20 protein-coding genes are annotated in these 18,484 nt (G+C 64.9%); 12 read left to right on the top strand and 8 right to left on the bottom strand.

Annotation, left to right across the window (positions count from 1 at the left end; translation table 11 throughout):
• Positions 1-289: 289 nt before the first annotated feature.
• Genes MTX21_RS25970 through MTX21_RS25960 form a run of 3 tightly spaced genes read left to right on the top strand, consistent with a single transcriptional unit; the run spans position 290 to position 3,130 of the window.
• Positions 290-994: a Tim44/TimA family putative adaptor protein gene (locus MTX21_RS25970; protein WP_280967512.1), complete on the top strand. Its 705-nt coding sequence runs from the start codon at positions 290-292 to the stop codon at positions 992-994.
• Positions 972-2,543 (top strand): MltA domain-containing protein, encoded by a 1,572-nt coding sequence (locus tag MTX21_RS25965; protein ID WP_280967511.1) that lies wholly within the window; start codon positions 972-974, stop codon positions 2,541-2,543. The genes MTX21_RS25970 and MTX21_RS25965 overlap by 23 nt, the downstream gene beginning before the upstream one ends.
• Positions 2,540-3,130, top strand: coding sequence for a Smr/MutS family protein (locus tag MTX21_RS25960; RefSeq protein WP_280967510.1), 591 nt, complete (start codon positions 2,540-2,542; stop codon positions 3,128-3,130). The genes MTX21_RS25965 and MTX21_RS25960 overlap by 4 nt, the downstream gene beginning before the upstream one ends.
• Here the strand turns inward: MTX21_RS25960 and MTX21_RS25955 are convergent.
• The 5 genes from MTX21_RS25955 to hslV form a co-directional block, all read right to left on the bottom strand.
• Positions 3,127-4,251, bottom strand: coding sequence for a hypothetical protein (locus MTX21_RS25955; RefSeq protein ID WP_280967509.1), 1,125 nt, complete (start codon positions 4,249-4,251; stop codon positions 3,127-3,129). The two genes, MTX21_RS25960 and MTX21_RS25955, sit on opposite strands and share 4 nt — an antisense overlap.
• 222 nt (positions 4,252-4,473) lie before the next feature.
• Positions 4,474-5,778 (bottom strand): ATP-dependent protease ATPase subunit HslU, encoded by a 1,305-nt coding sequence (gene hslU, locus MTX21_RS25950; protein WP_280967508.1) that lies wholly within the window; start codon positions 5,776-5,778, stop codon positions 4,474-4,476.
• 51 nt (positions 5,779-5,829) lie between these two features.
• On the bottom strand, positions 5,830-6,462 hold the full coding sequence (locus tag MTX21_RS25945) for a DUF2585 domain-containing protein (protein WP_280967507.1): 633 nt from the start codon (positions 6,460-6,462) through the stop codon (positions 5,830-5,832).
• The gene (locus MTX21_RS25940) at positions 6,459-6,944 is read right to left on the bottom strand and encodes a GNAT family N-acetyltransferase (RefSeq protein ID WP_280967506.1); all 486 of its coding nucleotides are present in this window, start codon (positions 6,942-6,944) and stop codon (positions 6,459-6,461) included. The genes MTX21_RS25945 and MTX21_RS25940 overlap by 4 nt, the downstream gene beginning before the upstream one ends.
• Before the next feature lie 3 nt (positions 6,945-6,947).
• A complete protein-coding gene (hslV, locus tag MTX21_RS25935) occupies positions 6,948-7,508 on the bottom strand; it encodes an ATP-dependent protease subunit HslV (RefSeq protein ID WP_280967505.1) in 561 nt (186 codons plus the stop codon).
• 176 nt (positions 7,509-7,684) lie between these two features.
• Here hslV and hisB point away from each other — a divergent pair, with 176 nt between their 5' ends.
• The 7 genes from hisB to coaA all read left to right on the top strand — a co-directional run bounded on the left by hisB (position 7,685) and on the right by coaA (position 12,421).
• Positions 7,685-8,278 carry an imidazoleglycerol-phosphate dehydratase HisB gene (hisB, locus tag MTX21_RS25930; RefSeq protein ID WP_280967504.1) on the top strand — a complete coding sequence of 198 codons (594 nt, stop codon included), beginning with the start codon at positions 7,685-7,687 and terminating at the stop codon, positions 8,276-8,278.
• Positions 8,279-8,348: 70 nt separating this feature from the next.
• Positions 8,349-8,879 carry a DUF2628 domain-containing protein gene (locus MTX21_RS25925; RefSeq protein ID WP_280967503.1) on the top strand — a complete coding sequence of 177 codons (531 nt, stop codon included), beginning with the start codon at positions 8,349-8,351 and terminating at the stop codon, positions 8,877-8,879.
• Entirely contained in the window at positions 8,876-9,526 is a 651-nt protein-coding gene (gene hisH / locus MTX21_RS25920; RefSeq protein ID WP_027554055.1) for an imidazole glycerol phosphate synthase subunit HisH, read from the top strand. Before MTX21_RS25925 ends, hisH begins: the two co-directional genes overlap by 4 nt.
• Positions 9,523-10,260 carry a 1-(5-phosphoribosyl)-5-[(5-phosphoribosylamino)methylideneamino]imidazole-4-carboxamide isomerase gene (gene hisA / locus MTX21_RS25915; protein WP_280967502.1) on the top strand — a complete coding sequence of 246 codons (738 nt, stop codon included), beginning with the start codon at positions 9,523-9,525 and terminating at the stop codon, positions 10,258-10,260. The genes hisH and hisA overlap by 4 nt, the downstream gene beginning before the upstream one ends.
• Before the next feature lie 10 nt (positions 10,261-10,270).
• Positions 10,271-11,047 carry an imidazole glycerol phosphate synthase subunit HisF gene (hisF, locus tag MTX21_RS25910; protein ID WP_280967501.1) on the top strand — a complete coding sequence of 259 codons (777 nt, stop codon included), beginning with the start codon at positions 10,271-10,273 and terminating at the stop codon, positions 11,045-11,047.
• 76 nt (positions 11,048-11,123) lie between these two features.
• On the top strand, positions 11,124-11,447 hold the full coding sequence (locus MTX21_RS25905; protein WP_280967500.1) for a phosphoribosyl-ATP diphosphatase: 324 nt from the start codon (positions 11,124-11,126) through the stop codon (positions 11,445-11,447).
• 17 nt (positions 11,448-11,464) lie between these two features.
• The gene (gene coaA, locus MTX21_RS25900; protein ID WP_280967499.1) at positions 11,465-12,421 is read left to right on the top strand and encodes a type I pantothenate kinase; all 957 of its coding nucleotides are present in this window, start codon (positions 11,465-11,467) and stop codon (positions 12,419-12,421) included.
• 248 nt (positions 12,422-12,669) lie between these two features.
• Here coaA and MTX21_RS25895 read toward each other — a convergent pair whose 3' ends face one another.
• The 3 genes from MTX21_RS25895 to MTX21_RS25885 form a co-directional block, all read right to left on the bottom strand.
• Positions 12,670-14,901, bottom strand: coding sequence for an ATP-binding protein (locus MTX21_RS25895; protein ID WP_280967498.1), 2,232 nt, complete (start codon positions 14,899-14,901; stop codon positions 12,670-12,672).
• Between the two features lie 125 nt (positions 14,902-15,026).
• Positions 15,027-15,494, bottom strand: a complete 468-nt coding sequence (locus MTX21_RS25890) for a hypothetical protein (RefSeq protein WP_280967497.1) — start codon at positions 15,492-15,494, stop codon at positions 15,027-15,029.
• Between the two features lie 98 nt (positions 15,495-15,592).
• The gene (locus tag MTX21_RS25885) at positions 15,593-17,131 is read right to left on the bottom strand and encodes a YifB family Mg chelatase-like AAA ATPase (protein WP_280967496.1); all 1,539 of its coding nucleotides are present in this window, start codon (positions 17,129-17,131) and stop codon (positions 15,593-15,595) included.
• Between the two features lie 227 nt (positions 17,132-17,358).
• Between MTX21_RS25885 and MTX21_RS25880 the strand changes: the two genes are divergently transcribed.
• Both MTX21_RS25880 and MTX21_RS25875 read left to right on the top strand, forming a co-directional pair.
• Entirely contained in the window at positions 17,359-17,604 is a 246-nt protein-coding gene (locus MTX21_RS25880; protein WP_028145870.1) for a PilZ domain-containing protein, read from the top strand.
• Positions 17,605-17,691: 87 nt separating this feature from the next.
• Positions 17,692-18,468 carry a tetratricopeptide repeat protein gene (locus MTX21_RS25875; RefSeq protein WP_280967495.1) on the top strand — a complete coding sequence of 259 codons (777 nt, stop codon included), beginning with the start codon at positions 17,692-17,694 and terminating at the stop codon, positions 18,466-18,468.
• The last annotated feature ends 16 nt before the right edge of the window (positions 18,469-18,484 follow it).

The raw sequence follows: 18,484 nt of genomic DNA, 5'->3' as shown, positions 1-18,484 counted from the left end.
GCCCGGCCGCGGTGAAATCGCGTCTTAAACAATTGAAGATGCGCGATTTCCAGGCCGGATCGGGTTTCCCCTCGAGCATAAAACGCGCTACAATCGGCGCTGTGCCAAAAGGCGCCATTGGCCGGGCAAGATTTCGTGCCTACATCCGATGAGCCCGATGTCGGCCCTCGAGAGCCGGACCTAAAATGGCGATGAAATCTTGCCGTTCCCGCGTGGAACGGTCTACTGGCCGGAGCGATTTTCCCGGCGAACACCTCTCTAGAAGACCAGACCAGAAAGCGAATACCACGTGGATATCTACACCATCATCTTCCTAGCGCTGGCGGTCTTTATCTTCCTGCGGCTGCGCAGTGTGCTGGGGCAGCGAACGGGCAATGAGCGGCCACCTTTCGATCGCCCCGCCCGCAATGCGCTCCAGGGTGCCCAGGACAAGAACGTCGTGACCATGCCGGGCAAGGTGATCGATCAGGCCCCGCTGGCGCCGACCGCTGAGCCGAACCCGCCGTCCGATCGCTGGAAAGGTCTGACCGAGCCCGGCACCGCGCTGGCCCAGGGCTTGGACGCGATCGTCGAGAAGGATTCTGCCTTCGATCCCCGGCACTTCCTGTCGGGTGCCCGCGGGGCCTACGAGATGATCGTGCTGGCCTTTGCCAATGGCGACCGCCGAGCGCTGCGCGATCTCTTGTCATCGGAGGTCTATGAGAGCTTCGACGCCGCGATCAAGGAGCGCGAGAAGAACGAGCAGAAGACCGAGACACGCTTCGTCTCGATCGACAAGGCCGAGCTCGTGGGCGCCGAGCTGCGCGACCGCACTGCACAGCTCACCGTGCGCTTCGTCTCGCAGATGATCTCGGTCACTCGCGACAAGGCCGGCAACATCGTCGACGGCAACCCCGACAAGGTTGCCGACATCACCGATATCTGGACGTTTGCCCGCGACACCACCTCTCGCGATCCGAACTGGAAGTTGGTTGGCACCGGAAGCGCGAATTAAGCTTGTCCTGAAGAATAGCGCGACGGCGCTGTGCGCAGGTGTCGTCGCGCTATCGTCGTTTTCGCTTGGCGCCGAGGCGGCGCGACGTCATTACCGCAGCCATCACCACCAACCTCCCGAAACCGCACTGCCGGTGCGGGCCTTGCCGTATCCGCAGCTCGCCCTTCCGCTCGAAATTACCGGCGCGCAATATCTGCCGCTGGCCTGGGCTGACGTGAAGGGCTGGAACAATGATGATCATCTCGCTGCCTACAAGACGTTTCGCGCGAGCTGCCGCTCGATCAACGCGCAAAACGGCACAGTAGAACCGAAGGCCTTGGGTGCCTCGCTGGGCGAACCCTGCCGAGTCGCCAGATCGCTCGAGCTCACCGACGACGCCAAAGCGAAGACGTTCTTCGAGAACAATTTCTCGCCCCTGCGCATCTCGCGGCTCGGCGAACCCGACGGCTTCGTGACAGGCTATTACGAACCGGTGCTCGAGGGCTCGCGCACCCAAACCGACGTCTACAACGTCCCGGTCTATCGCCGTCCTTCGAACCTGTTCGTGCGCGGCTACAAGCAGGACTCGGTCAGTCTGCCCAACAAGGGCCCGGTCTACCGCAAGATCGGCCGCCGCAAGCTCGTGCCCTATTACGATCGCGGCGAGATCGAGGACGGCATTATCGCCGGTCGCGGGCTCGAAATCTGCTGGCTGAAAGATCCCACCGATCTCCTATTCGCGCAGATCCAGGGCTCGGCGCGAATCAAGTTCGACGACGGCGCGACCATCCGGCTCAACTACGACGCGTATAACGGCTATCCCTACACAGCCGTCGGTCGCATCCTGATCGAGCGTGGCATCATCCCGAAGGAGGAGATGTCAATGCAGAAGATCAGGGAGTGGATGGCCCAGAATCCTGACGGCGCCAAGGAGTTGCGCCGGCAGAACCGCTCCTACATCTTCTTCCGCGAGGTCAACCTGTCCGACAAGGACGAGGCGGTCGGCGCACAAGGCATTCCGCTGACGGCGGGCCGGTCGATCGCGGTCGACAAATCCCTGCATGTCTACGGAACGCCTTTCTTCATCGAAGGCGAACTGCCGATCGATTCGGAACGATCCAAGACGCCGTTCCATCGCCTGATGATCGCGCAGGATACCGGCTCGGCCATCATTGGACCGGCGCGCGCCGATCTCTATTTCGGCGCGGGCCAGGAGGCCGGCCGCGTCTCCGGACGGCTGCGCCACAGCATGCATTTCGTGATGCTGGTGCCGAAGAGCCTCGATCCCGTCGCGCGCGGCCAAAGGTTGCCGGTGCCGGATCCGCGGCCATCGGCAAAGATCGCAAAATTGTTTCCGCAAACCGATGCCGCGACAGATTCGAAGGGCGCTGCGGCCGCGGCCAAGCCGGCTGAATCAGCGAAAGCTGGCGCGGCTTCACCAGCCGTGCCACAAGCCAAGGACGCCACCGTCGCGGTGGCGAGCCCGGTGCCGCTGCCGGAGCCGCGTCCCAACATCAGGCCCGCCCGCGAGCCGCGCCGTCAGGTGAATCGTCGTTCCAACCGGCAATGAAGCGATCGTCCCGTCCGCCCGTGTTGGATCAGCGTCCCCCGCCGCGCCGTCGTGCGCTCAGCGAGGAAGAGCGCGAGCTGTGGGACCTCGTCGCGCGGCAGGTGAAGCCGTTGAGGAAGCATCGCGCGGCGAAGGCGCATCCGGCACCGCGCTCCGAGCCACCGCCCGCTGCACCCGTCGGCAAGCCTGCCCCGACGGCGAGGCCCATTGCTGCAGCACCGTCGCCGCGTGCGGCCAAACCGGCCATGCCGCCTTTGGCGCCGCTCGGCAAGCGCGAGCGCACAAAACTGTCGCGCGGCCGCAGCGAGATCGAGGCGCGGCTCGACCTGCACGGCATGACCCAGATGCGGGCCCATCGCGCGCTCTCGGGTTTCCTGCAACGGGCGCACCATGACGGCCTCACTTTCGTGCTCGTCATCACCGGCAAGGGCCGCAGCGGCGGCGAAAGCGGCGTGCTGCGCCGCCAGGTGCCGGAGTGGCTCAGCCTGCCGGAATTTCGCGCCTTCGTCGTCGGCTTCGAGGAGGCGCATATCGGCCACGGCGGCGAGGGCGCGCTGTATGTCCGGATCCGTCGCGCTAGATTTTAGAACGGTCGCACGATTCCGACGCGCGGGATCAGGGTGACGATCAAGCCGAAAATATTGATCTTACGATCCTCCGCCGGAATCAGCGGCGTTTCATGTTTGGCCGGCAGCATCTTCACCGCATGCAGGATCAGGAACATGCAGACCGCCCAGTTCGAGATCCAGCGCGAATAGTCGAACACCATCGCAAACATCACGACGTAGGCGAAGCTGACGCCGATCAAAGCCGCGACGACGAGACGGCGGTGCGCCTCGCTTGCCAGCGCGCGGATCAGGCCGGCGAAATAGCGCCACAGCGGCGTGTGCAGCCAGATCAGCAGCGCGAAAACGGGCACGCCGAGGATGTTGTGGGGCATCCACCTCCAGGTGTCCGAAATCTCCTTCGCCAGCGGCTGATACCAGATGTAACTGAACTGCAGGAGATCGGTACGAGAGGGATCGGGCATACGCGTTTTCAGGTGCTCCACGAAATCCGCTTCCGGGATCGGCATCGTCCCCAAAAACTGCGCCGCGAAGAACAGCACGGAGATGATGAGGAAAGCGATGATCCCGACGGCGACGTTGGCGCGGTTGAGGCCGTAGGCGAGATAGTGCCTGATCGTGACGATGGTGATGATCGTCGGCACATACATGAGAAGATGAATGTGGTGGATCAGCACGAGAATGATCGAGAACAGCGCGGCGAGCGCGACGAACAGCAGTGAGCCCGCAGGTACCAGCAGCAGGACGATTGCCAGAGCACAGCCATAGATGTCGAAATGGCCGAGCGTGTGCATGAAGTTCTTCAGAAAGAACGGCGAGCCCGCCATGAAGACGAACAGCGGCAGCGTCTTCCTGGCAAAGCCGAAGGCCTTGTGAAACAGCTTTGCGAACAGCGCCAGCGTCGCCAGCCAAGTTGCGCCGCCGAGCGCGAACACCAGCCACACCGGCACCTTCGCCGTGAACAGCGCGACGACCGCCCCAATCAGCGCGCGCTTGATGAAGCCGAAATGGTAGTCGACGAGGAGGTGGACGTAGGGGACGTAAGGCGGGAGCTGGATCTTGTGAATGAAGACGCCGGCGATGACGACAGCGTTGATGCCAAGCAAGAGCCGCCAGGGATTTTGCCAAAAGCTAGTGCGCACGCCACACCTGCCGTGCGTCGGTCTCCATCGTCGTCCCGGACAAGCGAACTCCTGGCAACGCGCAGAGTTGTCTGGAGCGAGCGCCGATCAGGGACCCATGACCACAGCAAGTAGTTCGAGCTAAGATCGGAGCCGCCATCTGATTCAACAAGGACCGCTGGGGGTAGTGGGTCCTGGCTCTCGCCAGGACGACGGCGGCATAGATAGCGCGCTGGCCCGGAATTACAAAATAAACCGGCTCAGATCGGCGTTCTTGGCGAGGTCGCCGACGTGCTTCTGCACGTAATCCGCGTCGACCCGGACGGTGTCGCCGTTGCGGTCGGGCGCGGTGAAGGAGATCTCGTCCAGCACCCGCTCCATCACGGTCTGGAGCCGCCGCGCGCCGATGTTCTCGACGGACGAGTTCACGGCCACCGCGATGTCGGCAAGCGCATCGATGGCGCCGTCGGTGATGTCGAGCGTCACGCCCTCGGTCTGCATCAACGCGACGTATTGCTTGATCAGCGAGGCCTCCGGCTCGGTCAGGATGCGCCGCATGTCGTCGCGGCTCAGTGCCTGCAACTCGACGCGGATCGGCAAGCGGCCCTGCAATTCCGGCAGCAGGTCGGACGGTTTTGCGACATGGAACGCGCCGGAGGCGATGAACAGGATGTGGTCGGTCTTCACCGTGCCGTGCTTGGTGGACACCGTGGTGCCCTCGATCAGCGGCAGGAGATCGCGCTGCACGCCCTCGCGCGAGACGTCACCGCCGACGCGGCCGTCGCGTGCGCAGATTTTGTCGATCTCGTCGAGGAACACGATACCGTTATTCTCGACCGCGCTGATCGCTTCCAGGGTCAACTGATCGTTGTCCAGGAGTTTGTCGGATTCCTCGTTGACGAGGATCTCGTGCGAGCCCTCCACGGTCAGCCGCCGCGTCTTGCTGCGGCCACCCAACTTGCCGAAAATGTCGCCGATCGAGATCGCGCCCATCTGCGCACCCGGCATGCCCGGAATCTCGAACATCGGAAGACCGCTGCCGGACGACTGCGTCTCGATCTCGATTTCCTTGTCGTTAAGCTCGCCCGCGCGCAGCTTCTTGCGGAAGGACTCCCGCGTGGCGGCGCTGGAGTTGGCGCCGACCAGCGCGTCGAGCACGCGCTCCTCCGCGGCAAGTTGCGCGCGCGCCTGCACGTCCTTGCGCTTGCGCTCGCGCACTTGGGTGATCGCGACCTCGAGAAGGTCGCGCACGATCTGCTCGACGTCGCGGCCGACATAGCCGACCTCGGTGAATTTCGTGGCTTCCACCTTGAGGAACGGCGCGTTGGCCAGCTTGGCGAGCCGCCGCGCGATCTCGGTCTTGCCGACGCCGGTCGGGCCGATCATCAAAATGTTCTTCGGCAGAACCTCCTCGCGCAAGGAGCCTTGGAGCTGCTGGCGGCGCCAGCGGTTCCGCAGCGCGATCGAGACGGCGCGCTTGGCCTCGGATTGGCCGACGATGAAACGGTCGAGTTCGGAAACGATTTCGCGGGGGGAGAAGTCTGTCATGGGTCTTAGCTAGGGTCAGAAGCAGGCCGGGACAAGCCGCTTTTTTGGTCGTCAGATGATCGGCGGGCCCGACTGCCATTGTTTCACGGCATCGATCGGATGGATCAGCATCAAAATGTTCAGCGTCAGATTGTCGCGAATATGCAGCGCCATCATGACCTCGAAGGCGAGCCCGATCAGGATAGTGGCCGTGACCGGCAGACCGCGGGCTGCAAGGAAGCCCAGTACCATGAACAGCGTGTCCGAGACCGAGTTGACGATGCTGTCGCCGTAATAGTCCAGCGAGATCGTGCCGGCGCGATAGCGCTCGATGATGAACGGCGAATTCTCGACGATCTCCCAGGTGCCTTCGATCAACATGGCGACGATCAGCCGCGCCGGCCAAGACAAACTTGGAAGAGGGAGCGGTAGCAAAGGCTGGCGCGAGAACAGAAGCCAGGTCAGCCCATAGAACAGGAAGCCGTGAAGGATGTGCGAGAAACTGTACCAGTCGGCGATATGCTGGGAATTCTCCGAGCTGTTCACCACGCCGTGCCAGAGCTTGACGTAGCCGCAGGTGCAGATCGGCACCCGCCCCATCGCGAACAGGATCGAGGCCTGCAGCGCCAGCAGCAACAGCGCGATGGCGACCCATGCAAGCGGCGGAAAAGCAGCCTTGGTCTTGTGGATGTGCGCCAGCGTCACGGCTCGCGCACCATCAAGAGTGCGGGTCCGTCAGGTGTTTCCACCATGCTGTCGCGGACGAACCCCGCCTTCTCATAGGCGCATAGCGCGCGCAGATTGAGCGGGTCGGGATCGGTCACCATGCGCGGCAGGCCGTCCCGGAGCTGCGCGTCGACGAACTGACGGATGAAGGCCGAGCCATGGCCGCGCGCGACCATGTCGCTCTCGCCGATGAACTGGTCGATCCCACGCGTGCCCTCCGGTTGCGGCCCAAAGCCCGTATTCCAGGCGGTCAGGCGATAGCACTGAAGATAGCCGAAGGGTCGCATCCCGGCCAACACGATGAACTGATCCATCGCTGGCTCAGTGAGGTCGCCGCTCACCAGCGCGAACTGCTCGTCCGGATCGCCCCACCATTCCCGCACATGCGCCTCGCCGAGCCATCGCCGGATCAGCGGCAGGTCGGCCGGGGTCATCGGACGGAAGGTGTAGGCGGGCGCCATCCTCTAGCCGCTCGACAGGCTCTCGATGGTGACGTTGCGGTTGGTGTAGACGCAAATTTCGGCGGCGATATCGAGCGAGCGGCGGACGATGGTCTCGGCGTCCTTGTCGGTGTCGAGCAGGGCGCGGGCTGCGGCCAGCGCGTAATTGCCGCCGGAGCCAATCGCCATCACGCCGGCCTCCGGCTCGAGCACGTCGCCGGTACCGGTCAGGACCAGGGAGACGTCCTTGTCGGCCACGATCATCATGGCCTCCAGCCGCCGCAAATAGCGATCGGTGCGCCAGTCCTTGGCAAGCTCGACCGCGGCCCGGGTCAATTGCCCCGGATATTGCTCGAGCTTGCTCTCCAGCCGCTCGAACAGGGTGAAGGCGTCGGCGGTGGCGCCGGCGAAGCCGCCGATGACGTCGCCCTTGCCGAGCTTGCGGACCTTCTTGGCGTTGGACTTGATGACGGTCTGGCCGATCGAAACCTGGCCGTCGCCGCCGACCACCACCTTGCCGCCCTTGCGGACCGTCAAAATCGTGGTGCCGTGCCACACCGGCAGGCTGTTCCGGGAATCCTGCATGAAATACCTCGTTGTCCGGCCTGATTTAGGGGGTCGGAGGCGGCGGCACAACGGGCCGCTCCGGGCCCAAATTCCGCTCACCATAGACGCAAGTGCCGCCCTGCTAGGTCGTTCCCGCAGTAGCGAAGGCGTCATTTGGCTGTTAAAAGACCGCCGTTTCCGGCTTAGGTGGACCAATGCGCACCGCGACGATCAAGCGCAAGACCAAAGAGACCGACATCGAGGTGACTGTGAACCTCGATGGCTCCGGCGCGTCCAACATCGCGACCGGCATCGGCTTTTTCGACCATATGCTCGATCTCCTCGCCCGTCATTCCCGCATCGACCTCTCGGTCAAGGCGGTGGGCGACCTGCACATTGATCATCATCATACCACCGAGGACACCGGTATTGCGCTGGGGCAGGCCGTCAAGCAGGCGCTCGGCAGCATGGCCGGCATCACCCGCTATGCCGACGTCCACCTGCCCATGGACGAGACGCTGTCGCGCGTCGTGATCGACATCTCGGGCCGGCCGGTCCTGGTGTTCAAGGTCGATTTCGCCCGCGACAAGATCGGCGAGTTCGATACCGAGCTCGTGCGCGAATGGTTTCATGCCTTCGCCATGAATGCCGGCGTGACTCTCCACGTCGAGACCCTATATGGCGAGAACAGCCACCATATCGCCGAGTCCTGCTTCAAGGGTCTGGCGCGGGCGCTGCGGGCGGCGGTCGTGATCGATCCGCGGGCGGCGGGCGAGGTGCCCTCCACCAAGGGCTCGCTCGGCGGCTGACCTCTTCGTTCGGCGGTGCCAAGGCGGTGCTGGCGGCTTCTACTCAATCCTCAAGAACGGGGCATCCAAAATGCCTGTCTACACAGTTCATGCTCCCTCCCCCGGCGGGGCCGACCTGCGCGCGATCGACAAGTTCGTGTTCGTGCGCGACGGCTTTCACTTCTGGGCGATGGTGCTCGGCCCGTTGTGGCTGCTCTGGAACCGGCTCTGGCTGGCGCTGATCGGCTGGCTGATCTTCGCCGCCGCGTTCTATGCGGGGCTGTCCAGCCTCGGACTCGGCCGCATCTCGATCTTCTTCGCCGACATTATCATTGCCCTGCTGATGGGCTTTGAGGCCTCGAGCCTGCGCCGCTGGACCCTGTCGCGCGGTAACTGGCGCCAGCTCGATGTCGTCGTCGCCGATGACGAGGACACCGCCGAGCGGCGCTTCTTCGAGCGCTGGAGCCAGAAGCAGCGCGGCATCGTCAATGATCAATGGGCGGTCGATCGCGGTGGCCCGCCCCCGACCCGCAACGTGCCGGGTCAGCAATTCTCCAGCCCGCCGCCGCTGCCGGCGGGCGGCATCATCGGATTGTTTCCAGAACCGGGAGGGTCAAGATGAGCGTTGCCATCATCGATTACGGTTCCGGTAATCTGCATTCTGCCGCCAAGGCGTTCGAGCGCGCCGCGCGCAGCCTGGAGAATCCGCAAAAAGTCTTCGTTACCAGTGATCCGGACCAGGCCTATGGTGCCGACCGCCTGGTGCTGCCTGGCGTCGGTGCTTTCGCCGATTGCCGGCGCGGGCTCGATGCCGTGAACGGCATGGTCGAGGCGATCACCGAAGCTGTCAGGGTCAAGGCACGGCCGATGTTCGGCATCTGCGTCGGCATGCAGCTCTTCGCCACCCGCGGCAAGGAGCATGTCATCACCGAAGGACTGAACTGGATCGCCGGCGATGTCGAGAAGATCACGCCCCGCGACGAGAGCCTGAAGATCCCGCACATGGGCTGGAACACGCTCGATGTGCTGCGCGAGCACCCGGTGCTGAACAAGCTGCCGCTCGGCCCCAAGGGCCAGCACGCCTATTTCGTGCACTCCTATCACCTCAATCCCGCCAATGAGGCGGACGTGCTCGCGCGCGCCGATTACGGCGGGCCGGTCACCGCGATCGTCGCGAAGGACACCGCCGTGGGCACGCAATTTCACCCCGAGAAGAGCCAGCGTTTTGGCCTCGCCCTGATCTCGAACTTTTTGCGATGGAAGCCGTGATTCTCTTTCCTGCCATCGACCTCAAGAACGGCCAATGCGTGCGCCTCGAGCAAGGCGACATGGCGCGCGCGACCGTGTTCAATCTCGATCCCGCGGCGCAGGCGCAGAGCTTCGTGACGCAGGGCTTTGAATATCTGCACGTCGTCGATCTCGACGGCGCCTTTGCCGGCAAGCCGGTGAACGCGCAGGCGGTCGAGGCCATGCTTAACGCGATCAAGATTCCCGTGCAGCTCGGCGGCGGTATTCGCGATCTCGCCACCGTCGAAGCCTGGCTCGCCAAGGGCATCAGCCGCGTCATCATCGGCACTGCCGCCGTGCGCGATCCCGAACTGGTGAAGGCGGCGGCGAAGAAATTCCCCGGCCGCGTCGCGGTCGGGCTCGATGCCCGCGACGGCAAGGTCGCGGTCGAAGGCTGGGCCGAGACCTCGCAGGTGACCGCGCTGGAGATCGCGCAGCGTTTCGAGGACGCCGGCGTCGCAGCCATCATCTTCACCGATATCGCCCGCGACGGCTTGCTCAAGGGGCTGAACCTGGATGCGACCATCGCGCTGGCCGACGCCATCTCCATTCCGGTGATCGCCTCCGGTGGCCTCGCCTCGATCGAGGACGTTAAGGCGATGCTGACGCCGCGGGCATCGAGGCTCGCTGGCGCGATCGCCGGCCGTGCGCTCTACGACGGCAGGCTCGATCCCACGGCTGCCCTCGCCTTGATCCGCAACGCGCGCGCCGCTTAGGAGACGACAGATGTTCAAGGTGCGCGTGATCCCCTGCCTCGACGTCAAGGACGGCCGGGTCGTCAAGGGCGTCAACTTCGTCGACCTGCGCGATGCCGGCGATCCCGTCGAAGCGGCGATCGCCTATGACGCCGCGGGCGCCGACGAGCTCTGCTTTCTCGACATCACCGCGACCCACGAGAACCGAGGCATCATGCTGGACGTGGTCCGGCGCACGGCGGAGGCCTGCTTCATGCCGGTCACCGTCGGCGGCGGCGTGCGGACCATTGACCACATCAGGACGCTGCTGCGCTCCGGCGCCGACAAGGTCTCGATCAACAGCGCCGCGGTCTCGCGACGCGAATTCGTCAAGGAAGCTGCCGAGAAATTTGGCGAACAATGCGTGGTCGTCGCGATCGACGCCAAGCGCGTCAAGCGCCCGGGGGGCTCCGACCGCTGGGAGATTTTTACGCATGGCGGGCGCAACTCGACTGGCATCGATGCCATCGAATATGCCCAGGAGGTGGTGTCGCTCGGCGCCGGTGAAATCCTGCTCACCTCGATGGATCGCGACGGCACCAGGCAGGGCTTTGACATCCCGTTGACCCGGGCCATCGCCGACAGCATTCCTGTCCCCGTCATCGCCTCGGGCGGCGTCGGCAATCTCGATCATCTCGTCGACGGTATCCGCGACGGGCACGCGACCGCGGTGCTGGCCGCTTCGATCTTCCACTTCGGGGAATTCACCATCCGCGAAGCCAAGGAGCACATGGCCCGGTGCGGGCTGGCCATGCGCCTCGATGCCTGACGACTCCCATTCATAAAACTGCTACATAGCTGGCAGTGACCGGCTCACCAGCCGGTGCGTGTTCCGAGTATCCTGTATGCCGCGTTTCACGATCCACGACCTGGCTCAGACCATCGATGCCCGCGCGGCGTCCGGTGGCGAGGGCTCCTATACCCGCAAGCTCCTGGACAAGGGCGCGGAGCATTGCGCCAAGAAGTTCGGCGAGGAAGCAGTCGAAACCGTAATCGCAGCAGTCGAAAACGATCGCGCGCATCTGATCGCCGAAAGCGCCGACCTGCTCTACCACTTCCTTGTGTTGCTCAAGGCACGCGGCGTAAAGCTGGAAGAGGTCGAGGCGGCGCTGGACAAGCGGACGTCGATGTCTGGGTTGGAAGAGAAAGCGTCGCGCAAGGGCGACTAGCCAAGGTGGGAACGGTCATGGATATCCGCGCACCCGAGCAGATCTATAATCCCTACCGCATCTTCACGCGCGAGCAGTGGGCGCGATTGCGTGACGATACGCCGATGACGCTGGAGCCTGGCGAGTTCGATCGGCTGCGCTCGATGCACGACCGCCTCGACCTTCAGGAGGTCGAAGACATCTACCTGCCACTGTCGCGCCTGTTGTCGATCTATGTCGATGCCATGCAGCGCCTGTATTATGCGCAGCGTCAGTTCCTCAACATCCGCGACCGGAAGATGCCCTACATCATCGGCGTCGCCGGCTCGGTCGCGGTCGGAAAATCCACCACGGCCCGCGTGCTCCAGGCCCTGCTCGCGCGCTGGTCGCCGCGTCCGAAGGTCGACCTGATCACGACCGACGGCTTTCTGTATCCGAACGCCGTGCTCGAGCGCCAGGGCATCATGCAGAAGAAGGGTTTTCCGGAAAGCTACGATCTGCCGCTGCTGCTCGGCTTCCTCTCCGACATCAAGGCTGGCCGCCGCCGTGTGCGCGCACCGGTCTATTCGCATTTGACTTACGACATTGTGCCGAACCAATGGATCGAGATCGACCAGCCTGACATTCTGATCGTCGAGGGCGTCAATGTGCTGCAGACCGGCAAGTTGCCGCGCGACGGCAAGGCGGTGCCGGTCGTCTCCGACTTCTTCGATTTCTCGGTCTATATCGACGCCGATGAAGCGGCGCTGCGGCAGTGGTACATCAAGCGCTTCCTGGCGCTGCGCGATACCGCGTTCACCAATCCAAAATCCTACTTCCATCGCTACGCGCTGCTGTCGGATGAAGAGGCCACCGCCACCGCGATCGCCATCTGGGAGCGCACCAACCTCGCCAATCTCGAGGATAACATCCTGCCCACCCGCCCCCGCGCGACCCTGATCCTGAAGAAGGGCGCGGACCATGTGGTGGAGACCGTGGCGCTGCGGCGGCTGTAGTGGCTTCGTAGGATGGGTTAGCTCGTGGGGTGGGTTAGCGAAGCGTAACCCACCTCTTTCGTTTCCGCGGAGACGAACAGTGGTGGGTTACGCCTTCGGCTAACCGGCTAACCCACCCTGCGATTGTCACGACCGCCCTTCTCACATCGTCATTGCGAGCGAAGCGAAGCAATCCAGAATCTTTGCGCGGCGGGATTCTGGATTGCTTTGTCGCTTGCGCTCCTCGCAATGACAGTGGAGAGAGCTCGCTACACCGCCAGATGCCGCGACGCCGCGAGCCCCGCCAGCGCCTCCTCGAGCTTCTCGCGGTCGAGCGGCTTGATCAAGAACCCATCCATGCCCGCCTCGAAGCAGGCATAGCGATCCTCCACCAGCGTATTCGCCGTAAGCGCCAGGATCGGCGTGCGGCGGCCGCCTGCGCGGGCTTCATGCGCGCGGATGCGCTTGGTCGCCTCGATGCCGTCGAGCTGCGGCATCTGGATATCCATCAGCACGAGGTCATGGGGCGCGCCGGCAGATGCCGCGGCGAGCCAGGATTCCAGCGCGGCATCGCCATGAACCGCGATGACGACGCGGTGGCCGAGCTTGGTCAGCAGCGACCGCATCAAGAGCGCGTTGATCTCGTTGTCTTCCGCCACAAGAATCGAAAGGCCCTTCATCGGCGCTGCTGCTGTCTCCGCCGGTTCGACTGGCGGCTCAGGCGCGAGATCGGGCGACGTGACTTCCGGCGTCAGCGCCAGCCGCGCGGCGAGCGAGGCCGCACGCAGCGGCTTCACCAGATAGCCTGTGAAGGCGGGCGAGAGCTTTTCGTGGCGCGAGCTCGGCGTCAGCAGCACCAGCCGCTGCGTCGCATGCTTGCGGGCCACCTCCCCCAGGCGATCCGCTGCGGCCACGCCGAGTGCACGATCGATCAACACGGCATGCCATGAACGCTCCGGCAGCAGCGCTTCGGCGACCGCTGCGTCCGCGACCATGCAGGTCTGGCTGCCCCAGCGCTCCAGCCGCCGTGCGATCAGCGAGGCCTCGATGCCGTCGGCGACCAGGAGGATCGATTTGTTTGAAAGGTCGGGGCTTGGGAAGGCCGTCTGTCCCGCGCCGGCTTGCGACGGCGCAAGCGGGATCGCGACCTCGAAGGTCGAGCCCTTGCCCGGCTCGCTCTCCAGTGTGATGCGGCCGCCCATGCGCTTGACGATGCGCTCGCTGATGGCGAGGCCGAGCCCTGTGCCGCCATAGGTGCGCGCGACGCGTTCGTCCGCCTGCTCGAATTCACGGAAGATGCGCGACTGCGCTTCCGGCGCGATGCCGATGCCGGTGTCGCGCACCAGGAAGCTGATCTCGTTCGGCCAGATGCCGGGCTCGACGATCAGCGCGACGCCGCCGCTCGCGGTGAATTTGATGGCGTTGCCGGCAAGGTTGAGCAGCACCTGGCGCAGCCGTGCGGCGTCGCCAGCGACCTCGAGCGGCAGGCGCTCGTCGACATAGGCGGCGATCTCGAGATTTTTCGCCTGCGCGCGGGGCGCCAGCAGCTCGGTGATCTCCTCGATGAGGGTCGAGAGCGCGAAGGAACGTTGCTCGAGGTCGAGCTTGCCGGCCTCGATCTTGGAATAGTCGAGCAGCTCCTCGATCAGCGCCATCAAAGCCTCGCCCGAGGTCTTCACCGCCTTCGCATAGGTCGCCTGCTCCGGCGTCAACATGGTATCGAGCAGCAGCCCGCTCATGCCCATGATGCCGTTCAGCGGCGTGCGGATCTCGTGCGAGGCCATCGCGAGGAAGCGCGATTTGGCGCGGTTGGCGGCGTCGGCCTGGTCGCGCGCGTCCGACAGCGCGCGCTCGGTCTCGGTCCGGTCGGTGACGTCGCGCCCTACGCTCTGCAATTCGGCGGGCTGGCCGGCATCGAGGCGCACGAAGCCCTCGCGCCAGGCGATCCAGCGCGCGCCGAGATGCGTTGCGATCTTCTGGTCGTGGATGCGCGTGCCGCTGCTTTCGCGCGCGCTGTCGCCCTGCTCCAGCACGTCGAAATCGAAGCGGGTGCCGACCAGCGCGGCGCGCGCCTCGCCCGCCAGCGCGCAATAGGCGTCGTTGGCAAAGGTGATGCGGCCCTGATGGTCGCGCAGCACGATCAGATCGCCCTGCGACTCGAACAGGCTGCGGGCGCGTTCCTCGGCTTCCTTGAGTTCCCAATTGCGGTCGATCAGCGCCTCGTTATGCGCGGCCAGCTTGCGCAGGCGCTTGTTGACGAAGCGCAGCCGCATGCTCAGCGTCGCCAAGCCGAGGCAGGCGAGCGCGAACAGGAAGCTCGCACCGATCGCGAAAGCGTTCGGATCATAGCCGGAATGCTCGGCCCGGCTGCCGGTGATGAAGCCGTAGGCGGCGCCGAACGTCGCCGAGAAGATCACGAACGAGCGGATCGCGAAGGCGATCCTCGGATGACGGCGCCTGAAGCGGCGCATGCGCACCTTGATCCGGAACGTCCGACCCATCGCTACCGACCCCGACTCTTTCCGAAACCCTGTGATCGCCACCAGTGACGATGTCCCCGCCGGCGTTGCGAACAGTTTGAGGTTTGGAAGCCGCCTCCAAACAGGGTTGACGAGGCGTTAACGCCTCAGAGCGAGGCGGCCTGGAGGTGGCGGTGGCCGCCGCGGGCCCCGACGATCAATGCCGCGGCCTCGCGCGGCGAGAACGTCTTCGAGCGTACATAGATGCGGTAGTCAGCGGGCCCGTCGGGGGAGAGATAGATCACGGAACGGCCATCGCTCGGGTGCGCGGAGATCGCGACAAGGCGCGTCGCGGCGTTGGCCTCGCAGGCGCCCGGCTCATCGCTGGTGCCGTCGTCGACTACCGCAAAATCCGCGGCATCCGCGTTCTCGGTCATCTGGACCCGTACGGTGGCTTGTGTGGGATCTTCGGTGAAGGCAACCTGGATGCCGGCCGTCCAGAACAGGGATGTGAGCTCGACCGAGGTCTCGCCAAGGGCAATGCAGGGATGGGAGACCGACCGGATCTCGCTGCGGGCGAACACCGCAGCCGCCAAGAGGGGAACAACCGAGGCCAGGATCTTGAAACGCAACATGACACGCTACTCGCCAGGCCACGCGGGGGCACTTGCGGGCCTTATGGTTTGCAGAGCGTAAAGGAAACTCGTTACCGCCGGGTTGATACGCGAGGCTGTCACGCCATCTGGCGCACATCCTCCGCGAGTGCACGGTAGGACAGCGCCTCGGCGAGATGCAGCCGGCCGATCTTCTCGGCGCCGTCGAGGTCGGCGAGCGTACGCGCCACGCGCAGCACGCGGTGATAGCCGCGCGCCGACAGCCGCATGCTCTCGGCGGCATCGCGCAGCAGCTTCTGGCCCTGCGCGTCGGGCCTCGCGATCTCCTCCAGCACGGAGGCCGGCGCCTCGGCATTGGTGCGGACATGCGGCAGGCCGGCCGCCGCGTAGCGTGCGAGCTGGATGTCGCGCGCCGCGGCCACGCGCGCGGCGACTTCGGCGGAGCCTTCCGCCGACGGCGGCAGGATCAGATCGGCCGCGGTCACCGCCGGCACCTCAATGCGCAGATCGATGCGGTCCATCAGCGGACCCGAGATGCGCGTCTGATAGTCTGCCGTGCAGCGGTCGATGCGGCCACGCTTGCAGGTATAGCCCGGCTCGAACGCGTTGCCGCAACGGCAGGGATTCATCGCCGCGACCAGCATGAAGCGCGCCGGATACGTCACGCGATGATTGGCGCGGGACACCGCGACCTCACCGTTCTCCAAGGGCTGGCGCAGCGAATCCAGCACGCGCGGATCGAACTCGGGCAGCTCGTCGAGGAACAGGACGCCCTGATGCGCGAGCGAGATCTCGCCGGGCTTTGCGCGCACGCCGCCGCCGGTAAGCGCGGCCATGCTGGCGGAATGATGCGGCGAGCGGAACGGCCGCCGCGAGGTCAGCGCACCGCCCTGAATTTCGCCAGCGACGGAGGCGATCATCGAGACCTCCAGCAGCTCGCCCGGCGACAGCGGCGGCAGGATCGAGGGCAGGCGCGCCGCCAGCATCGATTTGCCCGCGCCGGGCGCGCCGATCATCAACAGGTGATGCCCGCCGGCGGCTGCGATCTCCAGCGCCCGCTTGGCGCTCTCCTGGCCCTTGATGTCGCGCAGGTCGAGCTTTGAAGCGGCCGTCTCATGCACCTTCGGTGAGGGCCGCGACAGCACCTGCGTGCCCTTGAAATGGTTGGCGATCTGGATCAGCGAACTTGCGGCAATGATCTGGATGTCCGGGCTCGCCCAGGCTGCCTCCGAGCCGCAGGCGGCCGGACAGATCAGCCCCTCCTCGCGCGCATTGGCGCCGATCGCGGCCGGCAACACGCCCGCAACGGGTGCGATCGAGCCGTCGAGGCCGAGCTCGCCAAGCACCGTAAAGCCCGTCAGTGCATCCGGCGGGATCGCCCCGATCGCCGCCATCAGCCCGAGCGCGATCGGCAGGTCGTAATGGCTGCCTTCCTTGGGCAGATCGGCGGGCGCAAGGTTGACGGTGATCCGCCGCGCCGGCAGCGCCAGGCCTGAGGCGATCAGCGCCGAGCGGACCCGCTCGCGGGCCTCCGACACGGCCTTGTCCGGGAGGCCGACGATGGCAAACGCCGGCAGGCCTGGTGCGACCTGCACCTGCACATCGACCGCGCGCGCCTCGATCCCCTCAAAGGCGACTGTAGAAACCCGCTGAACCATGCGCGCCCCAGACTGCTCCCTCGTACAATCGAGGGTAGCAGGACGCGGCGCGCCTGACAAGAACAATACAGGAACGATTTTGGCGACCCGGCAAGCCCTAACCAATCGTAAACGGGATGCGCACACTACGCCTCGAATGCGACCGGCTTCGCTCAGCACATTCCAACGAATGTTCGCTACGTTTAGAGCCGCGGGATGGGCCGTGATCTAACAAGTGAACAATCGAAATGCTTGTAAATCGCCGGAGAAGCGAACGTCGGGTGTGCAGTCGGCTCGCCAAGATTCATTTTGGCGCCGGCTCGCTGCCGAGGGACTGCACGATCACGGATATCTCCGATGGCGGCGTGAAAGTCGTGGCGGAGTTTCTGGAAGTGCCGCCGCAATTCACCATCATCTTTGCGCCCGACTATTCGCGCCAATGCCGCCTGCGCTGGCGTATCGGTTGCGAGTTCGGCGCCGAATTCGTCGACTAGGCCGCGACGAGGACGGCGCGTCCTTAACGGGAATTTAGGGTTAATCGGCAAAGCATCTCTGATCATTCGCCGACGGTAGATCAGAGTATGTCCAAGCGTTCGTCCCCTGCCTCTCCCCTGGCGAGATTCCTCCTTCCGGCGCTCTTGGTGCTGGTCCTCGGCGGCTGCCAGACCATGGGCCTCGAGGATGTGACCGGCGCGCTCGGCGGCCAGCCGGAAACCGCGAGCAAGGTCGACGCCAAACCGGACATGGACGCTCTGCGCGAGCGCTATCGCGCCAAGCCGAGCGATCCCAATGTTTCGCTCGAATACGGCAAGGCGCTACGCGAGACCGGCCAGCGCGCCCAGGCGGTTGCGGTGATGGAGCAGGCTGTGCTCGCCCATCCCAGCAACAAGGCGCTGCTCGCCGGCTACGGCCGTGCGCTCGCCGACAACGGCAATTTCCAACAGGCGTTCGATGTCCTGAGCCGCGCGCATACGCCCGAGGATCCCGACTGGCACATCCTGTCGGCGCAGGGCGCGGTGCTCGACCAGCTCGGCCGCAACGAGGAAGCGCAGCAATATTACGCGACCGCGCTCAAGATCGTGCCCGACGAGCCGTCGGTGCTGTCCAACCTCGGACTGTCCTACGTGCTTCAGAACAATCTGTCCAAGGCGGAGGAGACGCTGCGCCGCGCGCATGAGCGCAGTCCCGCCGATTCCCGCATCCGGACCAATCTTGCCTTCGTGCTGGGGCTGCAGGGAAAACAGTCCGAGGCCGAGGCCATCGTGAAAGCCGACCTGCCGCCGGCCGAAGCCGCAGCCAAGGTCACGGCGCTGCATCAGCTCCTGGCGAAGAAACAGCAGCGCGCCGACAACAAATAGCCCGCCGTCCCGTTCG

The sequence above is a fragment of the Bradyrhizobium sp. ISRA430 genome (assembly GCF_029909975.1).
In the GTDB taxonomy this organism is placed as follows: Bacteria; Pseudomonadota; Alphaproteobacteria; order Rhizobiales; family Xanthobacteraceae; genus Bradyrhizobium.
This window is presented reverse-complemented; position numbering and strand designations above follow the sequence as displayed.